Annotated in this window: 20 protein-coding genes and 1 pseudogene; 19 read left to right on the forward strand and 2 right to left on the reverse strand. The window is 59.8% G+C overall.

Annotation, left to right across the window (positions count from 1 at the left end):
- Positions 1–44 precede the first annotated feature (44 nt).
- From miaA to ACTQ3R_RS11095, 8 genes and pseudogenes are all read left to right on the forward strand, one after another.
- Complete coding sequence (miaA, locus tag ACTQ3R_RS11060) at positions 45–986, forward strand: tRNA (adenosine(37)-N6)-dimethylallyltransferase MiaA (RefSeq protein WP_441779355.1); 942 nt, start codon at positions 45–47, stop codon at positions 984–986.
- A 50-nt stretch (positions 987–1,036) separates the two neighbouring features.
- The gene (gene hfq / locus ACTQ3R_RS11065) at positions 1,037–1,273 is read left to right on the forward strand and encodes an RNA chaperone Hfq (RefSeq protein ID WP_441779354.1); all 237 of its coding nucleotides are present in this window, start codon (positions 1,037–1,039) and stop codon (positions 1,271–1,273) included.
- A gap of 41 nt (positions 1,274–1,314) precedes the next feature.
- Positions 1,315–2,583: pseudogene (locus tag ACTQ3R_RS11070) on the forward strand (HlyD family efflux transporter periplasmic adaptor subunit); the annotation flags it as partial.
- 34 nt (positions 2,584–2,617) lie between these two features.
- Entirely contained in the window at positions 2,618–3,328 is a 711-nt protein-coding gene (locus ACTQ3R_RS11075) for a YggS family pyridoxal phosphate-dependent enzyme (protein WP_441779353.1), read from the forward strand.
- A 47-nt stretch (positions 3,329–3,375) separates the two neighbouring features.
- The gene (locus ACTQ3R_RS11080) at positions 3,376–3,843 is read left to right on the forward strand and encodes a cell division protein SepF (protein ID WP_441779352.1); all 468 of its coding nucleotides are present in this window, start codon (positions 3,376–3,378) and stop codon (positions 3,841–3,843) included.
- Between the two features lie 44 nt (positions 3,844–3,887).
- Positions 3,888–4,628 carry a DivIVA domain-containing protein gene (locus ACTQ3R_RS11085; protein WP_441779351.1) on the forward strand — a complete coding sequence of 247 codons (741 nt, stop codon included), beginning with the start codon at positions 3,888–3,890 and terminating at the stop codon, positions 4,626–4,628.
- 171 nt (positions 4,629–4,799) lie between these two features.
- Entirely contained in the window at positions 4,800–8,303 is a 3,504-nt protein-coding gene (mfd, locus tag ACTQ3R_RS11090) for a transcription-repair coupling factor (protein WP_441779350.1), read from the forward strand.
- A gap of 86 nt (positions 8,304–8,389) precedes the next feature.
- A complete protein-coding gene (locus ACTQ3R_RS11095; protein WP_441779349.1) occupies positions 8,390–9,652 on the forward strand; it encodes a peptidylprolyl isomerase in 1,263 nt (420 codons plus the stop codon).
- Positions 9,653–9,742: 90 nt separating this feature from the next.
- Here the strand turns inward: ACTQ3R_RS11095 and ACTQ3R_RS11100 are convergent, their stop codons facing one another.
- Positions 9,743–10,318, reverse strand: coding sequence for a xanthine phosphoribosyltransferase (locus tag ACTQ3R_RS11100; protein WP_441779348.1), 576 nt, complete (start codon positions 10,316–10,318; stop codon positions 9,743–9,745).
- A 173-nt stretch (positions 10,319–10,491) separates the two neighbouring features.
- Positions 10,492–11,748 (reverse strand): dicarboxylate/amino acid:cation symporter, encoded by a 1,257-nt coding sequence (locus ACTQ3R_RS11105; protein ID WP_441779347.1) that lies wholly within the window; start codon positions 11,746–11,748, stop codon positions 10,492–10,494.
- A gap of 311 nt (positions 11,749–12,059) precedes the next feature.
- Between ACTQ3R_RS11105 and ACTQ3R_RS11110 the strand changes: the two genes are divergently transcribed.
- The 11 genes from ACTQ3R_RS11110 to ACTQ3R_RS11160 all read left to right on the forward strand — a co-directional run bounded on the left by ACTQ3R_RS11110 (position 12,060) and on the right by ACTQ3R_RS11160 (position 21,703).
- Positions 12,060–12,866: a ParB/RepB/Spo0J family partition protein gene (locus tag ACTQ3R_RS11110; RefSeq protein WP_441779346.1), complete on the forward strand. Its 807-nt coding sequence runs from the start codon at positions 12,060–12,062 to the stop codon at positions 12,864–12,866.
- A 197-nt stretch (positions 12,867–13,063) separates the two neighbouring features.
- Entirely contained in the window at positions 13,064–13,816 is a 753-nt protein-coding gene (locus ACTQ3R_RS11115; RefSeq protein ID WP_441779345.1) for a ParA family protein, read from the forward strand.
- A 49-nt stretch (positions 13,817–13,865) separates the two neighbouring features.
- Positions 13,866–14,759: a ParB/RepB/Spo0J family partition protein gene (locus ACTQ3R_RS11120; RefSeq protein WP_441779344.1), complete on the forward strand. Its 894-nt coding sequence runs from the start codon at positions 13,866–13,868 to the stop codon at positions 14,757–14,759.
- A complete protein-coding gene (locus ACTQ3R_RS11125; protein ID WP_441779343.1) occupies positions 14,752–15,318 on the forward strand; it encodes a hypothetical protein in 567 nt (188 codons plus the stop codon). Before ACTQ3R_RS11120 ends, ACTQ3R_RS11125 begins: the two co-directional genes overlap by 8 nt.
- Before the next feature lie 72 nt (positions 15,319–15,390).
- Complete coding sequence (serS, locus tag ACTQ3R_RS11130; RefSeq protein ID WP_441779342.1) at positions 15,391–16,692, forward strand: serine--tRNA ligase; 1,302 nt, start codon at positions 15,391–15,393, stop codon at positions 16,690–16,692.
- 226 nt (positions 16,693–16,918) lie between these two features.
- Positions 16,919–17,287 carry a hypothetical protein gene (locus ACTQ3R_RS11135; RefSeq protein WP_441779341.1) on the forward strand — a complete coding sequence of 123 codons (369 nt, stop codon included), beginning with the start codon at positions 16,919–16,921 and terminating at the stop codon, positions 17,285–17,287.
- Positions 17,288–17,309: 22 nt separating this feature from the next.
- A complete protein-coding gene (rsmG, locus tag ACTQ3R_RS11140) occupies positions 17,310–18,017 on the forward strand; it encodes a 16S rRNA (guanine(527)-N(7))-methyltransferase RsmG (RefSeq protein ID WP_441779340.1) in 708 nt (235 codons plus the stop codon).
- 108 nt (positions 18,018–18,125) lie between these two features.
- Positions 18,126–18,860 (forward strand): nucleotide-binding protein, encoded by a 735-nt coding sequence (locus ACTQ3R_RS11145; RefSeq protein WP_441779339.1) that lies wholly within the window; start codon positions 18,126–18,128, stop codon positions 18,858–18,860.
- Positions 18,861–18,899: 39 nt separating this feature from the next.
- On the forward strand, positions 18,900–19,316 hold the full coding sequence (locus tag ACTQ3R_RS11150) for a methylglyoxal synthase (protein ID WP_441779338.1): 417 nt from the start codon (positions 18,900–18,902) through the stop codon (positions 19,314–19,316).
- A 470-nt stretch (positions 19,317–19,786) separates the two neighbouring features.
- Positions 19,787–21,154 (forward strand): histidine--tRNA ligase, encoded by a 1,368-nt coding sequence (gene hisS / locus ACTQ3R_RS11155; RefSeq protein ID WP_441779337.1) that lies wholly within the window; start codon positions 19,787–19,789, stop codon positions 21,152–21,154.
- 30 nt (positions 21,155–21,184) lie between these two features.
- Complete coding sequence (locus ACTQ3R_RS11160; protein WP_441779336.1) at positions 21,185–21,703, forward strand: hypothetical protein; 519 nt, start codon at positions 21,185–21,187, stop codon at positions 21,701–21,703.
- Positions 21,704–21,802: the final 99 nt, after the last annotated feature.

Genomic DNA, 21,802 nt, shown 5'->3' on the forward strand with positions numbered 1-21,802 from the left:
GGCAAAACACCTTACCTCGACACACAACGACAGGAGGAGCGCCTATGCCCCCGAAAATTTTAGTGGTCAGCGGTCCCACCGCCTCGGGCAAGACCCGGCTGGCCGTGGAGCTGGCCCTTTCCCACAACGGCGAGGTGGTCTCCGCCGACTCTATGCAGATCTACCGCCGCATGGACATCGGCACCGCCAAACCCACTCCCGAGGAAATGCGGGGGGTGCCCCACCACATGATCGACGTGGCCGACCCGGAGGAGGACTTCTCCGTGGCCCGGTATGTGGACCTGGCCGCCCAATGGGTGGACGACATCCTCGCACGGGGCAAGCTGCCCATTCTGGCGGGGGGAACGGGGCTTTATATCGACTCCCTGCTGTCTGGACGGACCTTTGCCCACTTTGACGAGCAAAGCCCCCTGCGGGGCGAGCTGGAGGCACGTATGCGCACCGAGGGGGGCCAGGCCCTGTTGGAGGAGCTGGGCAAGGTGGACCCGGACAGCGCCGCGCGCCTTCACCCTAACGATGAAAAGCGCATTGTCCGGGCCCTGGAGGTCTACTACTCCACCGGGAAAACCATCACCCAGCACAACGCCGAGACAAAAGCCATCCCGCCCCGGTATGAGGCCCTTACCCTGACGCTGGCCTTCTCCCGCCGGGAGGATATGTGGGCGCGCATTGACCGCCGGGTGGACGAGATGATGGAGGCGGGACTGGTTCAGGAGGTGGAGCAGCTGCTCCACAGCGGCGTGCCCCAGCGGTGCACCGCCATGCAGGCCATCGGATATAAGGAGATGGCCGCTACCCTGCTGGGAGATGGGGACACCGCCGCCGCCGCGGAGGAGATCAAGCTGCGCTCCCGGCAGTATGCCAAGCGCCAGCTCACCTGGTTTCGCCGCAATTCCGCGGCCAAGTGGCTCTATTGGGACAGCGTGCCTGATTTTGCCGCCGCGCTCCAGGCTTCGACAGGATATATGAAAGAATTCGGTATATGATAGTGGCACTCAGGCCGGGCCACCGGCCAAAGAAAAAAGGAGTGCTACATATGCAGAAAACAAATAACCTTCAGGAGATCTTCCTCACCCAGGCCCGCCGGGACCGCAGACCGGTCACCATGTTTTTGATGAACGGCTTTCAAATGCGGGGCTATGTCACCGGCTTTGATGCCTTCACCGTGGTACTCACCAGCGACGGTAAACAGCAAATTATCTATAAGCACGCCATCTCCACCATTGTTCCCGAGCGGCCCATCCCCCTGTACGAGCCGGGCGAGCTGAACTGAAGCTGTTTTTCATTTGACCGAAGAGAAAGAAAAGGAATCATCCCATGAAACAAGGAAAACCCCTCATTGCCTTTGTTATGACCGCCATATTTGTCGTTCTGGCGATCTATATGGGCGTATATGCCTTTCGCGCCTTTCAGGAACCCTACCGCACCACCCTGGCTTATACCTACACCGCTGTGGACAGCGTGGAGGCCGACGGCCTGCTGGTGCGGGACGAGGTCGTGTTCCCCAGCCAGTCAGGGATTGTAGAGTTGACCCGCAGTGAGGGGGAGAAGGTGGGCGTGGGCCAGACGGTCGCCCTGGTCTACCGGGACACCCAGGCCCAGGCGGACCAGGCCCAGATCCAGGCCCTGACCCAGGAGATCCAGCTGCTGCAGTACGCCGTGGGCCAGAGCGGAAACGTGGAGTCCGCCGCCCGGCTGGACGAGGAGATCCTGCAGAGCATGGTTGCCATCCGCTCCAGCTCTGCCCTGGGGGATTATAACGACCTGGAGGATCAGATCCGGGAGGTAAAAAGCGACATTCTGAAGCGGGGCTACACCTACGGCGACGGCCTCACCGCCGCCGACCTCACAGCCCATCTCCAGGAGCTCAACAGCCAGCTCACCTCCCTCAATCAGCGCTCCGCTGCCGCCACCACACGGGTAACGGCCAGCCAGTCGGGGATTTTCTCCAGCCTTGTGGACGGATATGAGTCCTCCCTCACCCCCAGCTCCGTTCTCACCATGACCCCCTCCTCCCTCACCACCCTGATGAGCGGCGGAGATGGGGCGGTTTCCGCCACGGGAAAGCTCATCGTCTCCAACCGGTGGTACTTTGCCTGTGTGCTGCCCCTGTCCTCCGCCCAGCGCCTGCAGGAGGGGGGCACCGCTCTGCTGCGGTTTACCGGCGACTTTACCCAGGATGTGGAGATGTCCGTGAATTACATCAGTGAACCCGAGGGGGACCAGGCCGTGGTGGTATTTTCCACAGACAAGTATCTCTCCCGCACCACCCTCCTGCGCCGCCAGACCGCCGAGCTGATTTTTGACAGCTGGTCCGGCCTGCGCATTCCCAAATCCGCCCTTCGCCTGGTGGAGGAGGAGACCACGGACGAGGAGACCGGAGAGGTCACCCAGACCACCCGCCTGGGGGTCTATGCCCTAGTCAACGGCCGCACGGAGTTTAAAGAGGTGGACGTGGTCACCGAGGGCAGCGACTACTATGTGGTCTCCCCTGTGGGCACCGGGCGGAAAATCCTCCGCTCCGGCGACGAGATCATTACCCAGGCCACCGGTCTGCAGGATGGACAGCTTCTGATGAAATAACCGGTATGTTTCCAGATAGAAATGGGGGATTTTCATGGATTTAAGCAGCAACATCGCATTGGTACAGTCAAAAATTGCCGCCGCGGCCCTCGCTGCCGGCCGCTCGCCGGCAGAAATTACCCTGTGTGCCGCCACGAAGGTACAAAGTGATGACACCATCCGCCAGGCCATTGCCGCCGGCATCGCGGTATGCGGAGAAAACCGCGTCCAGGAGCTCACGGCCCACCTGGCCGCGGACGCCTACGCCGGGGCCCGTGAGGTCCACTTCATCGGCCACCTGCAGACCAACAAGGTCAAGCAAGTGGTGGGCAAGGTGGATCTCATCCAGTCGGTGGACTCTCTCCACCTGCTCCAGGCCATCCACACCCAGGCGGACAAGCTGGGGATCGTCCAGGACATTCTTCTGGAGGTGAACATCGGCGGGGAAGAGAGCAAGAGCGGCTGCTCCCCCGAACTGCTGCCTGAACTGGTGGAGCAGGCAGGCCAGCTTCCCCACATTCGCCTGCGGGGACTGATGGCCATCCCCCCCATTTCCGCGGCTCCTGGGGCAAACCGAAGATATTTTGCACAAATGCGTCAGCTTTTTATTGACATAACGCAAAAAATGTCGGATAATCAAAGTGTTATGGACTGTCTGTCTATGGGCATGAGCGCGGATTACGAGGACGCCATCGCCGAGGGAGCCACCTTGGTGCGCGTGGGTACCGCCCTGTTCGGCCCACGGCCCCCCATGGCCCATCGCTGAGCGCCTGCCGCCCATCAATTTCACTGGAAAAGAAAAGAGGAACTATCATGGGTATCTTTGACGAATTTAAGCGCCTGGCCCATCCCTATGAGGACGAGGAAGAGGACGACTTTGACGATTTTGACATCTCCCCCCGCCCGGTGGAACGCCGGGAGCGCACCGAGCGTGCCCCCCGCAGCGAGGCCCCTATGACCGAGGAGGAGCGCCGCAGCAACAAGGTGGTCAATATCCGGGCCGCCACCCAGCTGCAGGTGGTGCTGGTGAAGCCCGACAAGTTTGAGGACGCTTCCGCCATTGCCGACCACCTGCGGGAAAAGCGCACCGTGGTGCTGAACCTGGAGTCCACCAACAAGGAGATCGCCCGGCGGCTGCTGGACTTCCTGTCCGGCGTGGCCTATGCCAACGAGGGCAAGATCAAGAAGGTGGCCATCTCCACTTACATCATCACCCCCTACAATGTGGACATTCTGGGCGACCTGATTGATGAACTGGAGAACAACGGGCTGTATTTCTAACCGGAAATACTACCATTTGTAGATAAAACTGGAGGGAATATACTATGCTGACTCCGCAGGAAGTATCGGAACGCGCCTTCCAAAAGGCCTCGTTCGGCGGTTACAACATGTCTCAGGTGGATGAATTTTTGGATATCCTCACGGGGGACTACTCCGCCCTGTACAGCGAAAACGCGGTCTTGAAGAGCAAGATGAAGGTGCTGGTGGATAAGGTGGAGGAGTACCGCTCCACCGAGGAGGCCATGCGGAAAGCGTTGATGACGGCCCAGCGTATGGCCGATGAGCTGGTCCAGGAGGCCGAGCGGAAGAAGGAAGAGATCCTGAAGGAAGCCGAAGCTCAGGCCTCCGCCCGAAAGGCCAACATCTCCAAGGAGCTGGAGGCAGAGGAGTTCCGCCTGCAGCAGGCTCAAAAGGCCACCGCCTCCTTTGTGGAGCAGGTGCGTGCCCTCCACGCCCAGCACAGCGACTATCTGGACCACCTCCAGGAGCTCTATCCCCCTGAGACCACCCCTGTGGTGGACGCGGTGGAGGAGACCGTCTCGGAAATCGACGACAATGTGCAGCGTCTGCTGGCCCAGGCCATGAAGGACGCCACGGAGGAAAACCTCCGCTCCAAGGCCGCCCAGGAGGCTTCCCAGGAGGACCTGGACGACACCGCGGAGTTTGACCCCGTCTCCGACCAGGAGGACGGGGATGAGGACGACGAGGACGACGACCACTCCTTCCGGGGCAGCCGCATTGACTTTGGTGAGCTGCAGTTCGGACGGGATTACGAGATCAAATAATCATACCGGGAGGCCATTCACCAAAAGGGTGAGTGGCCTCCCTTTCTTCTCCCTCCTTCCCCTTGACGGCCCTCCTTGGGACGGATATACTGAAGGTACCAACCCCTCCCCCTCTTGGGGGCAGGGGCATTGCCGCGTTGCCCAACGATTCAAAACATTGAGGTTTTTCCCATGAAACTGCTTACTGCCGCTCTAAATCGACTGCCGGAATTTCAGCAGCTCCTGACCTGTCTGGAGGGAGGACGCTGCCCTGTGGCCCTGTCCGGAGTATCGGCCATTCACCGGGTCCATATTGCCGCCGGGGTGGGACTTCTCACCCAGCGGCCCGTGGTGCTCCTCTGCGCTGACGAGGGGGAGGGCGAGCGGCTGGCCCAGGATCTGGCCGCCTTTGTGGAGGGACCGGTGCCGGTCCTTACCCCCCGCTCCTTCACCTTCCATAACGCAGCCTCTGTCTCCCGCCAGTGGGAGCACAAGCGCCTGTCCCTTATGCGCTCCATGGAACAGGGGCAGCACCCCTATGTGGTGGCCACGGTGGAGGCCCTTTTGCAGCGCACCCTGCCCCCCGATCTTCTGAAACGCTGCTGCCTGGAGCTGAAGCTGGGGCAGAGCTATGACCTGAATGAACTGTCCGAGACCCTGTCTGCCGCCGGATACGTCCGCTGCGAACAGGTGGAGGGCGTGGGGCAGTTTGCCCTCCGGGGCGGAATTTTGGACGTCTTCTCCCCCGCCCTGGACCACCCGGTCCGGGTGGAGTTCTTCGGGGACGAAGTGGACGCCATGGGCTTTTTTGACCCGTCCACCCAGCGCCGTACGGAGAACACAGAGCAGGTCCTCCTCCTCCCCGCCGCTGAGGTCCTGCCCCAGATGGCTCCCGGCGGACTCCAGGGCCTGGCCGCCAAGGTGGAAAAGCTGGCCGCCAAGGCGCTGCGGGCAGGCAACGCCCCTCTGGCCCAAACTCTGGAGCGGGATGGGGAGGCCATTGCCCAGGGGCGCACCTTCCCCGCCATGGACCGGTACCTGTCCCTCATTTATCCTCAGGCGGCCACCATGGCCGACTACCTCCCCCCGGATGCCTGTCTCATTTTCTCGGAATGCCCCCGGATTGCCGAGCGGGCCAAAACCTACCAGTGGCAAATGGAGGAGGATATCAAAATTCTGATGGAGCAGGGGGAGCTGGACGGCTCCTGCGCCGACCTGGCCCTCACCTTTCCCCACCTGTGTGAGCGGCTGGAGGACTGGGCCTGCATCTATCTGGACTCCTTTGCCGCTTCCGGCTATCCCACGCCCCCAAAGGCCCTCCTCTCCCTCACCGCCAAACAGCTCTCCTCCTTCGGCGGGAGCCTGGAGACGGCGGTGCAGGACCTGGCCCACTATCAAAGCAGCGGCTTTGCCAGCCTGGTGCTGGTGTCAGGGGAGCAGCGGGCCTTGGACCTGCAGACCCTTCTGCGGGAGCAGAAGGTCAAGGCCGCTGTGGAGTTTCAGCTCACCCAGCTGCCCAAGCCCGGCTCCATCACCATTACCATCGGCGGGCTGTCCAGCGGCCTGGAGTACCCCTCCCTCCATCTGGCGGTGCTCACCGAGGGAAACAAGAAGGCCATCCGCCGCAGGCGGCCGGTAAAGGACTCCACCAATCGCCAGAAGCTGAAATCCTATGCCGACCTCACCCCCGGAGACCTGGTAGTCCACGAGCACCATGGCGTGGGCCGGTTCGTGGGCATGGTGAAGATGCCCATTGACGGGGTGGAGCAGGACTATGTGAAAATTGCTTACGCGGGCACGGACGTGCTCTATGTCCCGGCCACTCAGCTGGACCTGGTGAGCAAGTACATCGGCGGCGGCGAGGACGCCGCCCAGACCAAAAAGCTCAACCGCCTGGGAGGCGTAGAGTGGGAAAAGGCCAAAACAAAGGCCAAAAAGGCGGTCCAGGACCTGGCCAAAGGGCTCATTCAGCTCTATGCCCAGCGCCAGCGCCGCCCCGGCTATGCCTTCTCCCCCGACTCCCCCTGGCAGCGGGAATTTGAGGAGCAGTTTGAATACACCGAGACCGACGACCAGCTGCGGTGCATCCAGGAGATCAAAACCGACATGGAGCGCCCCATCCCCATGGACCGGCTGCTGTGCGGCGACGTGGGCTATGGCAAGACGGAGGTGGCCTTCCGGGCCATGATGAAGTGTGTACTGGACGGAAAGCAGGCGGCCATTCTGGTGCCCACCACCGTCCTGGCCCGGCAGCACTATCTCACCGCCCTGCGGCGGTTTTCCAAGTACCCGGTGAACATCGACGTGGTCTCCCGCTTCCGCACCCCCACCCAGATGAAGGAGACCCTGCGCAAGGTGGAAACCGGCGAGGTGGACATCCTCATTGGCACCCACCGGCTCTTTAACCGGGACGTGCGGTTTAAGGATCTGGGCCTTCTGGTGGTGGACGAGGAGCAGCGCTTTGGGGTGCAGCACAAGGAGAAGCTGAAGGAGACCTTCCAGCAGGTGGATGTGCTCACCCTCTCCGCCACCCCCATTCCCCGCACGTTGAACATGGCCCTCTCGGGCATCCGGGACATGTCCACTCTGGAAGAGCCCCCCTCTGACCGCCAGCCGGTTCAGACCTACGTGCTGGAGCACGACTGGAACGTGCTGGGGGATGCCATGCGCCGGGAGCTGGAGCGGGGCGGCCAGGTCTATTACCTCCACAACCGGGTGGAGACCATCGACCGCTGCGCCGCCCGCATTCAGCTGCTGCTGGGAGAGGACGCGGTCATCGGCGTGGCCCACGGCCGGATGACCCAGGAGGCCATTGACGACGTAATGAGCCAGATGACCGACGGGGAAATCAACGTCCTGGTGTGCACCACCATCATTGAGACGGGCATCGACCTGCCCAACGCCAACACCCTTATTATTGAGGACGCCGACAAGCTGGGTCTGGCCCAGCTCCACCAGATCCGGGGCCGGGTGGGCCGGTCCAACCGCCGGGCCTTTGCCTACCTCACCTACCGCAAGGGCAAGGTCCTCTCGGAGGTGGCCACCAAACGCCTGGAAGCCATCCGGGAATTTGCTGAGTTTGGCTCGGGCTTTAAAATCGCCATGCGGGACCTGGAGATCCGGGGGGCGGGCAATGTACTGGGCCCGGAGCAGTCGGGCTTCCTCCTCTCCGTGGGCTACGACATGTATCTGAAGCTGCTGGAGGAGGCGGTGCTCACCGAGCAGGGCCAGAGCCTCCCCACCCGCACCGAGTGCGCCGCCACCCTGTCCGTGGCCGCCGCCATCCCCGACCGCTATGTGGCCTCTCCGGAGCAGCGCATGGACCTCTACCGGCGCATTGCCGCCATCCGCAGCGAACAGGATGCCGACGAAATCATGGATGAGCTCATCGACCGCTTCGGCGAGCCTCCCAGACAGGTCAATAACCTCATTTCCGTGGCCCTTCTGCGCTCCACAGCTGCCCAGTGCCGCATCCGGGACATCGCCCAAAAGGGCGGCAAGCTGGTCTTTACCCTGGACGAATTTCAGCTGGAACCCTTCTCCCAGCTATGCGCCCAGGAGAAGTACCAAAAGCGTCTGGTGCTCATCCCTGGGGAAACGCCCCGCTTTTCCCTGGCTCTGGGCAAGGAAGAGAATTCCCTTCGGGCGGCCAGCGGCCTGGTGGAGGCCTATGCCAAAGCACTGGGAGAAATCTGACCTCCCATATTGCCCCATGGCTTTATTTGTGCTATGATGAAGCTTACGATCTTTTATTTTTCCATCCGAGAAAGGAACCTGTATTCATGAAACCAATCAAACGATTCCTGGCTGCGGCCCTGGCCCTGGTTATGGGGCTGTCCGCTCTGGCCGGCTGCGGCGGAGGCTCCAGCTCCTCCTCCAGTGCAGCCAGCTCCTCCGGCGCTTCTTCTTCCGCTAGCAGCAGCACCTCTGAGGTGGAGGCCATGGACCTCACCGGGGTGACCGACCCCTACCTGGCCACCTCCGGCATGGCTGGAGACACGGTGGTAGCCCGTGTGGGCGAGACAGACATCACCGCCGCGGAGCTGCTCTACTGGATCAATTACGGCATTGAGCTGACCTTGTCCCAGTACAACGGCTACATGACCGAGCTGCCCTGGGACACGGACCTGGGCGATGGCATGACCCTGTCTGACCAGATGAAGAAGAGTGCCCTGGAGGCTGCGGCCCTCTATGCCCTGCTCCCCACTCTGGCCCAGAAGGAGGGGCTCTCCGTCACCCAGGAGACCCTGGACCAGCTGGAGAGCCAGCGTGCCCAGGCTGTCGAAACCCTGGGCAACGAGGAGCTGGCGGAGCGCTCCTTCTGGTACCAGATGCTCACCTGGGATCTGCTCTCTCAAATGAGCACCTGTGCCGACCTGCACCTGCAGCTGCAAAACCTCTACTTTGGCGAGGGCAGCGAGGGCTATCCCACCGACGCGGAGGTGCTGGCCTACGCCCAGGACGAGCTGGGGGTCTACCGGGCCAAACACATCCTCCTGGCCACGAAGAACGTGGAGACCGGCGAGGCCCTGGACGAGGAGGCCGCCGCCCAGAAGAAGGCCACCGCTGAGGACCTGCTTGCCCAGCTGCGTGCTGCCGAGGACCCTGTGGCCCTGTTCGACGAGCTGATGAACGAGTACAGCGAGGACCCCGGTCTGGCTTCCTATCCCGACGGCTATACCGCTTATAAGGGGCAGATGGTCCCTGAGTTTGAGGAGGCTGCCCTTGCCCTGAAGGACGGGGAAATCAGCGACGTGGTATACAGTGAATCTACGGGCTATCACATCATCCTCCGCCTGCCCCTGGACCCGGCGGACTACCGCAATCAGCTGGTGGCCCAGCTGATGCAGGGGAAGACAGACGCCTGGCTGGAGGAATATGGCCTGGAGACTATGGATGCCTATGACCAGCTGGATCCCGCCGCCTTCCGGGAAAAGGTCGTTTCCATGAAGGCTGCCGTTCAGCAGGAAGTCAACGCCGTTTTGGAGGCCAAAGAGCAGGAGAGCTCTGACAGCTCCTCCGCCGCGTCCAGTCAGGAAGGCTGATTTTTTCCCAAACAAAATGCCCGGTGGAAGCCATCGCTTCCACCGGGCATTCTTTCTGCAGATGATCGGGACGGAAACCAGGCTTTGGCCTCAGTCCACAAATTCCACTCCTGTCTCTTCCGACATGGATTTCACCCTGGCCAGGGACTCAATGCGGATTCCCTTTGCCCGCAGGCGGGCGCCTCCGGGCTGGAAGGCCTTCTCCACTACGATTCCAGCGCCTACCAGCTCTGCACCGGACTGGCGGATCAGGTCAAACAGCCCCTCCAGAGCGGCGCCGTTGGCCAGAAAATCGTCAATGACCAGCACCCGGTCCCCAGGGCCCAGGAACCGCTTGGACACGATCACATCGTAGATTCTGCCGTGGGTAAAGGACTCCACCTGAGTGGTGTAGACCTCCCCGGCAATGTTTTTGGTCTGGGTCTTTTTGGCAAAGATCACCGGGCAGTTAAAGTACTGGGCCGTAATACAGGCAATTCCAATGCCCGATGCCTCAATGGTCAGGATCTTGTTGACGCCGCTGTCTGCAAAACGCCGCTGAAACTCCTTCCCAATTTCTCCAAACAGGGTAATGTCCATCTGATGATTGAGAAAGCTATCCACTTTCAGCACGTCTGTCCCCTTGACTACGCCATCTTTGCGAATGCGCTCCTTCAGCATCTCCATGGGATCCTAACCGCCTTTCTTAGCGTAAGAACGGCCCGGAATGCGGGCCGTCTCTCTCAAAATATACTAGTATTTTACAAAAAATTTTCTTTACCTGCAATCCCTTTTTTGAATTTTACACTTCCCTGTGAAAAAAATTGCCGGGCCGCCCCAGCGGCCCGGCAAACGTTGCTTTAGCCCAGCACGCCCTTGGTCCGGGCGGCCTTCCGGTCCTCCATCTTGGAGATGATCACCGCGCAGGCGGCGTCACCGGTGATATTCACGGTGGTGCGTCCCATGTCAAAGACCCGGTCGATTCCGGCCACCAAGGCAATGCCCTCCACCGGCACGTTGACACTCTGGAGCACCATAGCCAGCATGACCATGCCCGCGCCGGGAACACCGGCAGTGCCTACGGAGGCCAAGGTGGCGGTCAGTACGATGGTGAGCATCTGTCCAATGCTCAGGTCAATGCCATAGGCGGTGGCAATAAACACCGCGCACACGCCCTGATAAATGGCGGTTCCATCCATGTTAATAGTAGCGCCCAGAGGCAGGACAAAGGAAGATACCTCCCGGCGGGCGCCCAGCCGCTCGGCACACTCCATGTTAAAGGGCAGCGTGCCCACGGAGGACGCGGAGGAAAAAGCCATCATCATAGCCGGAGCCATTCCCTTAAAGAAGGCGGTGGGAGAAACGCCCCCCAGCACCTTTACGGTGGTGGAGTATACCACCAGCGCGTGGACCACATAGCCCACATAGGCCACCGCCAGGGCAGCCACCATGTACTGGAGAATCTGAGGCCCGTTCTCCGCCACCACCGGGCAGATGAGGCAGGCCACACCGATGGGCGACAGGCGAATGATCAAATCCATGATCTTCATGGACACCTCGTTAAAGCTGTCCACGATCTGAGCCGCCACCAGTCCCCTCTCCCCAGCCAGCAAAATGCCAAAGCCCAGAAGCAGGGAAATCACAATGACCTGGAGCATGGTGGAATTCAGCAAAGGCTGCACCACATTAGAGGGGAAGATGTTGACGATCACCGTCATAAGGCTCTGCCCTTCCGGCGGGGTATATTCCAGTCCTGTGGTATTCATTTCCACAAACAATCCGGCGCCCTTGGCCAGGCTGGCCAAAATCAGGGCCAGAATCACCGCAAAGGCGGTGGTGCACATGTAATAAACCACGGTCTTTCCGCCCACGGAGCCCACCTTGCTGATGTCCTGCATGGAGATGACGCCGGAGGCAATGGAAAACAGCACAATGGGCACCACGATAAACTTCAGCAGATTCAGGAAGATATCGCCCCAGGGTTTAATATATGCAGCGGCAAAGTCTTTCCCCGCCATGCCGCCGATATTCATGGGAATCAGCAGCAGTCCAGCGACAACGCCCACCAGCAGTCCCACAAAAATCCAGAAGGCAAGGGGCAGTTTCTTACTCTTCATAATACACTCTCCTTCCTTTTGCTCAGGGACCGGCATCTCTCCTGTTTGACAGGCCCCAGCCGCTCCCGGCAGACCTGCCCAAACCGGGCCCTTATGGGTTTATTATAGTCGCTGTCTCCATTTTTTACAAGTACTACGGTCTTGTTTTCTGTTTCATTAGAAATTATCACCAAAGCCGCTGTGTTTTTTAGGCAAATAGCTTGACAGAATTTCCTTGGAAATAAAATTTTTTCCCGCCCCCTGTTTTCGACGGTATATTTTCTATTTTATGGTAATCTATTGGTACAAGCTATTGGAAAGGCGGGATTTCCATGCGGCTGCTGCCGAAGAAAGGACTATTTGACAGCGGGAAGGTCTTGTTTTTGCCCATCGACGCCATTGTGCCCAATCCCAACCAGCCCAGAAGTGTGTTTACAACCCCTGAGCTGGAGGAACTGGCCGACTCCATCCGCTCCCTGGGTATTTTACAGCCCCTTACCGTCCGCCGAAGGGAGGGACAGTGGGAGCTGGTGGCCGGCGAGCGCCGCCTTCGGGCCGCAAAGCTGGCCGGGCTGGAACAAGTCCCCTGCCTGTCCGTCCAGGTGGACAGCCAGTCCTCCTCCCTGCTGGCCCTGGTGGAGAATCTGCAGCGCCGGGACCTGGACTTCTGGGAGGAGGCCCTAGCCCTGCGGCAGCTCATGGATACCTATCACATCTCCCAGGAGGAGACGGCCCGGCGGCTGGGGAAAAGCCAGTCCGCCATTGCCAACAAGCTGCGCCTGCTGAAACTATCGCCTCAAGTGCTGGGCCTGCTCCGGGAGCACAAGGCCACCGAGCGCCATGCACGGGCCCTGCTCCGGCTGGAGGACCCCCAACAGCAGTTGGACGTGGCACAGCGCATTGTCAGCCAAAAGCTGACCGTCGCCCAGACGGAAGCCATCGTCGAGCAGGTACTCTCTGCCGCTCCCTCTCCCCGCAAACGCCCTACCTTTATCGTAAAGGATGTGCGTCTGTTCCTGAATACCCTTACCCGCAGCCTGGACCTTATGCGCTCCGCCGGAGTAAACGCCCAGTGCCGCCGTCAGGATTCCGATGACGAAATTTTGCTTACCATTCACATTCCCCGAAAATCCTCTTAAGCCTCCCCTGCTGCGCCCCAAACGCACCCTTGCGTTTGGGGCCTTTCTTATGGGGTTGTGAAAATGTTTCATGTGAAACATTTTCTCTTTCCGTCTCCTGGCACAAAAAGCGGAAAAACAGTTGAAATATACTGGGGGCGTTGATATAATGAAGTGCTGTGAAGTTTACCATATTGTCCGCTGCAAGGAGGCGCCCCATGGCTAAGATCATTGCCGTTGTCAATCAGAAAGGCGGTGTGGGCAAAACCACTACCACCGTAAATATCACCGCCGCACTGAAGAATTTGGGGAAACGGGTTCTGCTGTGCGACTTTGACCCCCAGGCCAACGCCACCTCCGGGATGGGTGTGGACAAAAATACCGCCTCCCCCAACGTCTATGACGTGCTGATCAACGGCGCCGATCCAAAGCGGGCCGTTGTGTCCACCAAGTACGGGGATGTGCTCCCCTCCAACAAGGCCCTAGCTGGGGCGGGGATCGAGATGATCGCCATTGAGAACCGGGAAAAGCTGCTGAAAAATGCCCTGGATTCCCTGAGTGATGGCTACGACTACATTTTCATCGACTGCCCCCCCTCTCTGGAATTGCTCACGGTCAACGCTCTGTGTGCAGCCCACTCCCTGCTGGTCCCGGTGCAGTGCGAGTACTACGCTCTGGAGGGCCTGAGCGATCTGCTGGCCACCGTCCGGCTCATCAAGCGGGGACTCAATCCCCACCTGGCCCTGGAGGGTGTTCTGCTGACCATGTTTGACAGCCGGACCAACTTGTCCCTTCAGGTGGCGGAGGAGGTCAAGCGGCATTTCCCCGGACAAGTATTTGCCACGGTAATTCCCCGGAACGTCCGTCTGTCCGAGGCCCCCAGCCATGGAAAGCCTATTTCCGCCTATGATCCCTATTCCAGGGGCGCGGAGGCCTATCGCCTTTTGGCGGAGGAAATGTCCCACACCTGACCGAAGCAATTGAAATCCAGGCTATCCTATATAAGAAAGGTATCATGCTATGGCAAAGCGAAATACAGAATTGGGCCTCGGCCGGGGACTGAACGCCCTGTTGGGCGACCCGGCTTTGCAGCCCCAGGGAGAGGGCTCCGTCTCCCTTCCCATCTCCCAAGTGGAGCCGGGACTGAACCAGCCCCGCAAGCGGTTTGATCAGGAGGCCCTGGACGACCTGACCGACTCCATCCGCACCCACGGGATCATTCAGCCCCTTACCGTACGCCGGCTGGCCTCCGGCTACTATCAGATCATTGCCGGCGAGCGCCGCTGGCGGGCCGCCAAAGCCGCGGGACTGGCCGAGGTCCCGGCGGTGATCATTGAAGCCGACGACCGGAAGGTCATGGAGCTGGGCCTCATTGAGAACCTCCAGCGGGAGGACCTGAACCCCGCCGAAGAGGCCCGTGGTTATCAGGTTTTGATGGAGGACTATGGTCTGACCCAGGAGCAGGTGGCCCAGCAAATGGGAAAATCCCGCCCCGCCATCGCCAACACCCTCCGACTTCTGGCGCTTCCTCAGGAGGTCATGGCCATGCTGGAGGAAGGAACCCTCTCTGCCGGTCATGCCCGTGCCATTTTGGGCGCTCCTACTGCTGATCTTCAGCGTCTGGCCGCCAAAAAGGTGGTGGAAGGGCAGCTCTCCGTGCGTCAGACCGAGGCACTGATCAAAGCCCTCCAGCGGGAGAAGAAGGAAAAACCCGTCACCCAGGGTCCTGACCTGTCCCTCTACCTGGGCGAGCTGGAAAAAGATCTGTCCGGACGGCTGGGCCGGAAGGTCAAAATCGCCCACAAAGGCAAAAAGGGCAAGATCGAGCTGGAATATTACAGCGATCAGGACCTGGAGGCCCTGCTTTCTCTGCTCCAACAGCTTCAGGAGAAAGGAGGCGACTTCCATGGCTGAGCCCGCAAAAGACCGGAAGGCCTCCTCCCCCGCCCCGGAAAAGGCCGGAGAACACAAGCCCTCCGCCCGTTCCCGTGCCAGAGGACAGCAGCGCCGCAGCCAGCGGTCAGTCTTCCAATACATCACCGTTCTGTTTGCCGCCGCCTTTCTGCTGCTGCTCATGACCTATATGATGCAGCAGCGGCTCAACAAGGCAGAAATTGACGACCTGCAGCAAAGTTCCAACTCTACCCTGCAGACCCTGGAAAATATCATTGCCGAGCGGAATCAGCTGCGGCAGGAAAACCAGGAGCTCTCCGACCAGCTGGAGGATGCCATCCAGGCAGCGGAAAACTCCTCGGATACAGCAAAAGAGCTGGAGCGCTCCCTTCAGGCGATGGACTGGTTCTGGCGCATCCAGCGGCAATTTTCCCGAGGCTATACCCGAGCGGCCAGGGAGCTGGCCGAACAGTTTGAGGCCTCCGGCCTGGTGGACGCCCTGCCCGACCAGTCCTACGCGGAGCCTGACGGCCCCTCCCCCAAGCAGCAATACGCAGAGCTGTACGATCTGCTCTTCTGATCTTACCGGCAATGTTTCACATGAAACAATTTATTTGATATTACCTTATGATAAAAGGAGCGTAACAATACTATGCTGGACATGAAATTTATCCGGGAAAACCCCGATGTGGTGAAGGAAAACATCAAAAAGAAGTTCCAGGACGAGAAACTTCCCCTGGTGGACCAGGTTCTGGCTCTGGACGCGGAGAACCGCGCCTGTGTCAGCGAGGCCAATGAGCTGCGGGCCAGCCGCAACACCCTGAGCAAGCAGGTGGGCATGCTCATGGGCCAGGCCAAGAAGGACCCCTCTAAGCTGGAGGAGGCCGAGGCCGTCAAGGCCAAGGTCAAGGCCAACGCCGACCGTCTGGCCGAGCTGGAAGCCCGTGAGACCGAGCTGGCCGCCCAGATCCGCAAGATCATGCTGGTCATCCCCAACATCATTGACCCCTCTGTGCCCATCGGTCCTGACGACTCCGCCAATGTAGAGGTAGAGCGCTTCGGCGAGCCCAAGGTGCCCGACTTTGAGATCCCCTACCACACCGAGATCATGGAGTCCTTCAACGGCATCGACATGGATTCCGCCGGCCGGGTGTCCGGCAACGGCTTCTACTACCTGCTGGGCGATGTGGCCCGCCTCCACGAGGCGGTGCTGGCCTATGCCCGTGACTTTATGATCAACAAGGGCTTCACCTTCTGCATTCCCCCCTTCATGATCCACGGCAACGTGGTGGAGGGCGTCATGTCCCAGACCGACATGGAGGCCATGATGTACAAGATCGAGGGTGAGGACCTCTACCTCATCGGTACCAGCGAGCACTCCATGATCGGCAAGTTCATTGACCAGATCATCCCCGAGGCCTCCCTCCCCCAGACCCTCACCTCCTACTCCCCCTGCTTCCGCAAGGAGAAGGGCGCCCACGGCATCGAGGAGCGCGGCGTCTACCGCATCCACCAGTTTGAGAAGCAGGAGATGATCGTGGTCTGCAAGCCTGAGGACTCCATGGACTGGTACGAGAAGATGTGGCGCTACTCTGTGGAGCTGTTCCGCTCCCTGGACATCCCTGTGCGCCAGCTGGAGTGCTGCTCCGGCGACCTGGCTGACCTGAAGGTGAAGTCCTGTGACATCGAGGCCTGGTCCCCCCGTCAGCAGAAGTACTTTGAGGTCTGCTCCTGCTCCAACCTGGGCGACGCCCAGGCCCGCCGCCTGAAGATGCGTGTCAAGGGTGAGAACGGCATGTACCTGCCCCACACCCTGAACAACACCGTGGTGGCTCCTCCCCGTATGCTCATCGCCTTCCTGGAGAACAACCTCCAGGCCGACGGCTCCGTGGTCATTCCCCAGGTCCTGCGTCCCTACATGGGCGGCCTGGAAGTGATGGTGCCCAAGAAGTAATAGACCGGACGATACAGTTCGTATTTCAACTTGTTGTTTTTTCTTAAAATATAACTATATGTTTTACCTGTCTCCAGCCGTTTTTACCGCCCTGGGACCTATCCTGGGTCATTTTTGCCTCTGAAAACGGCTCCAGAACGGTCAACGCCTGAACCCCTTGCGCCGCAAGGGGTTCAGCGCTCCTAAACGCAACCGACCATTCCAATCTAAAAAGTGAGGAACTGCTATGCCCGAATCCAACCATTTGAACAAGCAGGACCGGGACGAAAAAGGCTACACCCCCGCCTCCCCAGTCAAGCGCACCCTGGCCTGGATCGCCCTGGTCTATGTGCTCATCCTCCTGGGGCTGACGACCTATTACTTTTATACCGGCACCACCCTGGGCAACCTGGCTCCCCTGCTCACCGTCCCCGGTCTCATCGGTCTGGGCATCCTGTCCCTGGTCAGCTGGCGCTCCACCGGCCGGCCGGGTAAGTGGATGGCCATTCTGGCCGCCGTGGTGTGCTGGCTGCTGGCCCTTGCTACCCTTCCCATCGGGATCGTAGGCCTTTTGTCCAACTTTGGGATGGTAGGGGTAACCATCATTGGCTTTTAACGGCTGACAGGGAGGAACCATTATGAAAACCATCATTTCCGACGGTCTGGCCCAGCTGGGCTTGGACGCCAATCCCCAGGCGGCAGAACAATTGGCCCAATATGGCCAAATGCTCCTGGAGAAAAACCAGGTCATGAACCTGACCGCCATCCGGGAGCCGGACCAGGTGGCCCGCCTGCACATGCTGGACTGTGCCGCCCTGGCAGGGATGGCGGACTTTGCAGGCAAGACCCTCCTTGATGTGGGGACCGGTGCGGGCTTTCCCGGCCTGCCCCTGAAAATTCTGGTCCCCTCCCTGGAGCTCACCCTGCTGGACAGCCTCAACAAGCGGCTGGACTGGCTGGAGGAGGTGGCCGCTGCCCTCCGCCTGGAGGGTGTGCGCACCGTCCACGCCCGCGCCGAAGAACAGGCCCTGGTGAAAGGCTTCCGGGACAGCTTTGACTTTGCCACGGCCCGAGCTGTGGCCGACCTGCGGGTGCTGTGCGAGCTGTGCCTGCCCTATGTGCGCCCCGGCGGGACCTTTTTAGCTATGAAGTCCACCAGCAGCGACCAGGAACTGGCGGACGCCGCCCACGCCATCCAGCTATTGGGCGGACGGGTCCGGGAAGTGCGGGATTATACCATTCCGGGCACCGATGTGGTCCACCGGGTGGTCCTCATTCAAAAGGTCGCCCCCACCCTGAAGGGCTATCCCCGCCGGTGGGCAAAAATACAAAAAGCGCCCCTGTAAACTCCGTTTTTTTACAAAATGTAAATTTTTCCAAAAAGATTTTGGGGAAACGGTTGACGGCGGACAGATTTGTGGTACACTTGAATTGTGATGTTAGGAGGATTTTCCATGGGAACTGTGGTAACTATTACCTCCGGCAAGGGAGGTACTGGAAAAACCTCGATTACCGGAGGCATCGCCGCATCCCTGGCCCTTATGGGCCGCAGGGTACTGTGTATTGACATGGACATCGGCCTTCGCAACCTGGACATTTCTCTGGGATTGAGCGACCGGGCCCTGATGGACTTTTCCGATGTGGCTTTGGGGCGGTGTCCCCTGGCCCGTGCGGCTGTGGATCACCCGGATTTAAAGGGTTTGTCTCTGCTCACCGCCCCCATGTCCCTGCCGGCCAACCTCACGCCGGATAAGGTCCGGGCCCTTTTGAATACCGCCCGCACCATGTATGACTATGTTTTGATCGATTCCCCCGCCGGATTGGGGGCCGGATTCCGGCTGGCCATCTGCGGGGCGGACCGGGCCCTGGTCATTGCCACCAACGACACCTCCTCCCTGCGGGATGCTCAACGCACCGTAGAGGAGCTGGAACACATCCGCCAGGTCCACCTGGTCATGAACCGCATTCAGGTCAAACTTCTGCGCCGCCTGCGCGCCACCATTGATGACGCCATGAATACCGCCGGGCTTCCTCTTCTGGGAGTGGTCCCGGAAGATCCCCAGGTGATCCTGTGCGCCAATTTGGGCCAACCGCTGACCTCCCGTGGAAAGCGGGGCGCCGCCCAGGCCTGCTGGAACATTGCCCTGCGGCTGGAGGGCAATCGCGTTCCCATCATGCGAATTCGATAATTTTTTTGATACATAACGCTGTAAGGAGGTATCGCCCCCATGAATATTGCCATTATGTGCCACACCAAAAAGCAAGACTTGATGGTCCAGTTCTGCACTGCTTACTGTGGCATTCTGTCCAAGCATACCGTCTGTGCTACCAATGCTACAGGACGCATGGTGGCGGAAGCCACCGGTCTGCCCGTCAACCTGTTTTTGTCCCACGAGCACGGCGGAATTGAGCAGATCGGACAGCGCATCATCTATAACGAGATCGACATGGTCCTGTTCTTCAACTCCCCCCAGGATAACGAAATGGACAAGGACATTTTGTATATCACCCGCCTGTGTGACCAGCACTCCGTCCCTGTGGCCACCAATGTGGCCACAGCTGAGCTGCTCATCCACGGCCTGGCTCGGGGCGATCTGGACTGGCGTCTGGGCTTAAATCCCAACCGGGTCCCCTTTGCCCTGTAAGATGCGGCACTTGACATTTTTGCTGTTTTAGGTTAGCATACTAAATAATTCACCGTGATGACGGCGTACAAGTACCCGGCACACCCCCCGACAGAGAGAGGCCCCATTGGGTTGAGAGGGCCTCAGGGTGCGGTTCCGGCGAAGACGGCGCTACCAGCGGGCCCGGAGACGGGCGCGGTCCCCTTTCCGCAACAAAAGGCAAAAGGAGCGCAGTACCGCGCTTGAAATTGGGTGGCACCACGAAGCGTATGCGCTCTCGTCCCAATCTATGGGATGAGAGCGCCCGTTTTTTCCCGCACACAAGCAAAATCTGTGGAAGGAGTTTTTTATGATGACGCTGATGCCTGCACTGCGACACAAATTCCATCTTCCCCCAGGGGAAGAATAATTTGAATCAGCCGCCGTCTCGGCGCCGCGGGCCCCTGCCCCGCTATAAAAACACAATTCCACAACAGAAAGGATTTTGACTTATGGCTAAAGTACAACCCCGTACCCTCTCCGGTTTTATGGAACTGCTTCCCGGCCGTCAGATTCAGTTTGACCGTATGGCCGCTATCATTCGTGAATCCTTCTCCCTCTATGGCTTTACTCCCCTGGACACCCCCCTCATCGAGGCCAGCGAGGTTCTGCTGGCCAAGGGCGGCGGCGAGACGGAAAAGCAGATCTACCGCTTTAACAAGGGCGACAGCGACCTGTCCCTGCGCTTTGACCTGACCGTCCCTCTGGCCAAATATGTGGCGCTCAACTATGCCAACCTGGCCTTCCCCTTCCGCCGCTTCCAGATCGGCAAGGTGTACCGGGGCGAGCGTGCCCAGCGGGGCCGCTTCCGCGAGTTCTATCAGGCTGATATCGACATCATCGGCGATGGCAAGCTGGACATCTCCAACGACGCGGAAATTCCCGCCATCATTTACCGCACCTTTACCGCCCTGGGCCTGCGCCGTTTCCAGATCCGGGTGAACAACCGCAAGATCCTCAACGGCTTTTATGGCATGCTGGACCTGACCCGGAAGTCCGGTGACATCATGCGCACCGTGGACAAGCTGGAAAAAATCGGCGAGAAAAGCGTGCGCGATCTGCTCACCGCCCCGGAAATTGGCCTGACTGATGAACAGGCAGCCGAGATCCTGCGCTTTATCGACATCAAGGGCAGCAATGCTGAGATCCTCGCTTCTCTGGAGCAGTACCGGGGCCGGAACGAAAAGTTTGACGAGGGCCTGGACGAGCTGGGCGCCATGGTGAAAAACCTGGCTGGCTTTGGTGTGCCCGAGGCCAACTTTGCCCTGGACCTGACCATTGCCCGCGGCCTTGACTACTACACCGGCACCGTGTATGAGACCACCATGCTGGATCACCCGGAGATCGGCTCCATCTGCTCCGGCGGCCGGTATGACAACCTGGCAGAGTATTATACGGACAAGCAGCTGCCCGGCGTGGGCATCTCCATCGGCCTGACCCGGCTGTTCTTTGTCCTGGAGGACCAGGGCTATCTCAACGATTCCCTCAACACCGCCCCTGCCGACGTGCTCATCCTCCCCATGACTGAGGATATGGGCCCTGCCATCTCCCTGGCTACCAGCCTGCGGGGCGCCAATATCCGTACGCAGATTTACGGCGAGCAGAAGAAGTTCAAGCAGAAGATGTCCTATGCCGACAAGATCGCCGTCCCCTATGTGATTTTCCTGGGGGAGGACGAGATCAAGGACAACGCCGCCGCCGTGAAGAATATGCGCACCGGCGAGCAGGTGAAGCTGCCCGTCAGCGAAGCGGTAGCCGCCATTCAGGCCGGTCTGGTGGAGCTGAACCAGGGTACCCCCATTCTGGATAAAGGCGAGTAACAAGCCCCGCACGCGGGAAAGGAGGGCCCTATGAAGAAATTCTTTGTCCGGCTCTTTTTGCTCCTTGCCGTACTTTTGGCCGGGCTGGCTGCGCTGTGGTACACCCGGCCCATGACCCTCCAGCAGCTGTGCCCGGAACTGGATCTGGCCCAGTGCTCCGCTATCACCATCTACTATGAAGTGGTACCCAGTGCCGTGGGAAAGGAGAAACTGGTTTTGGAACGGGGCGACCCCGCCTTTGACACTTTGTGGAAGGAACTTCAGGGCCGGACCTTCTCCCGGTCCCTCACCAGCTTTCTGCCCCATGGGACCCGGTATGTGCAAACAGAGGACGGAGATTTCCAGTGGGAGCTTCTCCTGGAATTTGACGCCCATGTGGTAACCCCGGATGGAAATGGGCACCAGGGAATGTTGGTTCGGCTCAGCAACTTCTTCGGTTCTCTGAGCCTTGACCATATGCTTGCCTGCCGCACCTGGGACGTGACCACCAACGAGCAGGAGGCCTGGGTATCCCAGGTGATGGACACCATCGTCTCAGCGGTGGCGTAGCCCCGATTCTTGATACGAATCAGAATGGTTTATTAGGTGGGACCGGGTTTCAGCAGCAGGTGGCAGATCTTCTTTCCTCTTGTCCTGATGTGGAAGTCG

The organism is Lawsonibacter sp. LCP25S3_E2, from assembly GCF_052117285.1.
Taxonomy (GTDB): domain Bacteria; phylum Bacillota; class Clostridia; order Oscillospirales; family Oscillospiraceae; genus Lawsonibacter.